The organism is Desulfoplanes sp. PS50 (assembly GCF_053851535.1).
Genome location: NZ_JBSPZA010000070.1, coordinates 1 through 2,753, shown reverse-complemented (window position 1 = coordinate 2,753; position 2,753 = coordinate 1). Strand labels below are relative to the sequence as shown.

The following is a 2,753-nucleotide window of genomic DNA, read 5'->3' as shown; positions in this document are numbered from 1 at the left end:
ACTTGCAAATCGATAGGTTTAATCGTATCTTGCATTTGAGATCCTTGTTTTTTGTATTCTATTGCGTGGAAACAAGAGAAATACTAAAAAACAAGGATCTCTTCAAGTAAAAAATTAGTTATTTCAGCATGTTTGTTCTAATTTTGAAAGCAAAATAAACTCCGAAAGTCGAGATATTTACTAAAGCGAGGGAAAGATTCACCATCATGGCCCCGCGTTCAGCTACCTGCATGGCAGCTACCTGAACATCATTACTCAGCCATCCGAGCAAGATGATCCCGACTTGGCCATTCAGCGTGCTAGCCGTTACCAGCAAGGTAAAGGGCATCCAGGAACGCATCCACTCCCTGTTCTGTGGAATATCCTTTAAGGATACGGCACCTCTGCGATCGGGGAGCTTCCTTTGCAGCAGCAGTGTCCCGGACATGTATGCCAATGCAGCCCCTGCGATAAACGCAGTCAGGGCGGTCAAAGGGTTGAGGAGATCCGTGACCAATAACATCGCGGCAATAATCAACAGTGTCAGCGGACGAACAAACAGTTCGGGGAGTTGGCTCAGAGCCAGATGACGTAATCCAGCCAGGATGCCTGAACGCACGGCATTGAGCCCGAGTAACGGCAAGGCGAAAAGACCGGGCAACAACAACGTCCAGGGGTCATCTGCTCGCCAATCCGCCATCAGAAGCGCAATCGCCCCCACGATGATGATGGCGAAAACACTTCCCAGCAAGGTGTGGCGATTGGCCCAAAGCAAAAGCGACTGGATTTGATCTTTTCTGTCAGCATGTATTCGAGCCGTTTCCCGGGTGGTGAGCTGCATCAAGGCCGGTGCCAAAGGGATGGACAACGTCGTGATCAGTGCAATTACAAGTGCATATTGTCCATAGCCCTCCGGTCCCAATCCGCGGGCCAGTAAGATGGAGGTCGCTACGCTCAATGGAAGTGCCAGGAGTTTACACCCCCCTACCCCCATCGCTCCACGTACGAGTTGTCCCCGGAGTTTGTTACTTTGGATGGAGGAGGTCATGTGGCGCAGCCATGTGTCCTTCATGTGAAATACTCCGAGGAGAGAAAAAAGTCGTGTGTTTATCATTGGCCTGGATGGAACTGTCTGGACTAATCTGTAGCAATTTAGACTTGATCAGAGATTCGCACTTTTGATCATGCCCTGTGCCATTTCGCTCGATTCCTTTAAGAAATCATTGAAAGGGGAAGAAAGATTGTCTTTTGCCCTGCTGCCCGGCCGCTATGCTAGCCTGCCAGGTCCTTTGTCATGCCGTGAAAGTTTCGAGAGCGGCAAACTGATGGATGGTCGGTATGGGCATGACAGGTATTTCAGGCTTGGCGCTCTGAACGAAGGATGTCTTCCGGTCCGGCAAAGGATGTTTGTTTTCACTTCCCAGTTTTTTATCCTTCGTCAAGGAAATCGAAAAATGAGAGGGCAGGAGCATTCTCCGGGTTCTCATTTTTCTAGCATGCCGCAGGTGAATCAACTTGTTGCGGGTGCTGCCAATGTTCACTTGCTCGGGTTCACATTGAGCCAAACAGGCAAAAGGGGATGACCGGTTTCGGCCATCCCCTCTGTTGTGCGCATGAATTTGTATTTTTGTTCAGGCGGCGATGTCCTCTTCTTTGCGTTGTGCATTTCTCACAAAGTTCACAAAGAAAACCGCGAAGATCCCCACAAACAGGCCGCCGACAGTGCTCAGGGCGACAATGAGATTTTTCTTGGGCTTGATGGGACTTTGGGGGACAAAAGCGGGCTGATCGATGCGGGCTACCCTGATCTTTCCCGGATCGATTTCAATGGAGGCGAGGAGGTCGAGTTCTTCCTGCAGTTCTCTGAGTCCCTCGATGTGCGGGTCGTCGGTTTTTCGATTCTTCAAGGCAGCTATCTGTGCCTCCAGGGATTTGGTTCCACGCAAATAGGATACCCCGATATTGTATATGGCGGCCGGTTGGATGGCGCTTCCTGAAAACTTGTCATCAGTAATCCGTAAGGTACGGGCGATTTCAAGAGATTCTTCAAGGCGGGCGATTTCGTCCTGGCGCTTTTGCAAGGCAACGGTGCGTTTTCCGGCGATGCGTGCCTTCAAACTGTCCATTCGGCTTGTCTTCATGGACATGAGGGCTCCAAGTATGTCGGTTGCAGTCTGTTCCATGGCAAAGGCGGCAAAGGCATTTGTCAACTGTGCCGCCCGCTCGGGATCACTACGTGTCAGGGAGAGGGAAAAGGCGCGATTTTCCTTGGATCGCTTGTCACCGATCTTTTCGACCACGAAAACCTGGTTCGCCCCACCCATACCGCGGCTGGTCATGGAATCGCTCCCGGTGTCCGCGTTGAAAAACTGGTTGCGGATCTCGCGGGAACGAAGATTCTCAAGAAACAGCTCATATACGGTTTGCGGATCATATCGAGACCCTTCCATCTCCTCGATGTTCAGTTCCTCGATATCCTGAGATGTCGGCGGCAACAAATAGGTTTCGATCTTGTACACAGGCGTTGTCAGCAGAGCGTAACCGACTCCGGCAAGAACACAACACAGGGTCACCCCGGCAATGATCCATTTCCCTTTCAGCAGAATCCGCCACAGCTCCAGCAGATCTATTTCGTCCTCCTCACCCCCCATGGGCATCATCTGGACAGGGACGTATTGAACCTGTTCCTCCTTGCGTGTATCGCTCACCGCGCAATCCTCCTGTTTCCTGCTGATCGTATATGAAAATATCCTGCCCGACCAATTCCCGGCCGA

General features: G+C 51.2%; 3 protein-coding genes. 1 reads left to right on the top strand and 2 read right to left on the bottom strand.

Translation table 11 applies throughout. From position 1 onward, the window contains the following. Positions 1-118: 118 nt before the first annotated feature. Positions 119-1,051, bottom strand: a complete 933-nt coding sequence (locus ACTVJH_RS15700) for an oligosaccharide flippase family protein (RefSeq protein ID WP_455992807.1) — start codon at positions 1,049-1,051, stop codon at positions 119-121. Between the two features lie 112 nt (positions 1,052-1,163). Here ACTVJH_RS15700 and ACTVJH_RS15695 point away from each other — a divergent pair, with 112 nt between their 5' ends. Then, positions 1,164-1,562 carry a hypothetical protein gene (locus ACTVJH_RS15695; RefSeq protein ID WP_455992805.1) on the top strand — a complete coding sequence of 133 codons (399 nt, stop codon included), beginning with the start codon at positions 1,164-1,166 and terminating at the stop codon, positions 1,560-1,562. A 48-nt stretch (positions 1,563-1,610) separates the two neighbouring features. On the opposite strand, the gene ACTVJH_RS15690 is transcribed toward ACTVJH_RS15695, so the two are convergent. Beyond that, a partial coding sequence (locus ACTVJH_RS15690) for an LPS O-antigen chain length determinant protein WzzB (RefSeq protein WP_455992803.1) occupies positions 1,611-2,753 on the bottom strand: 1,143 nt, incomplete at its 5' end.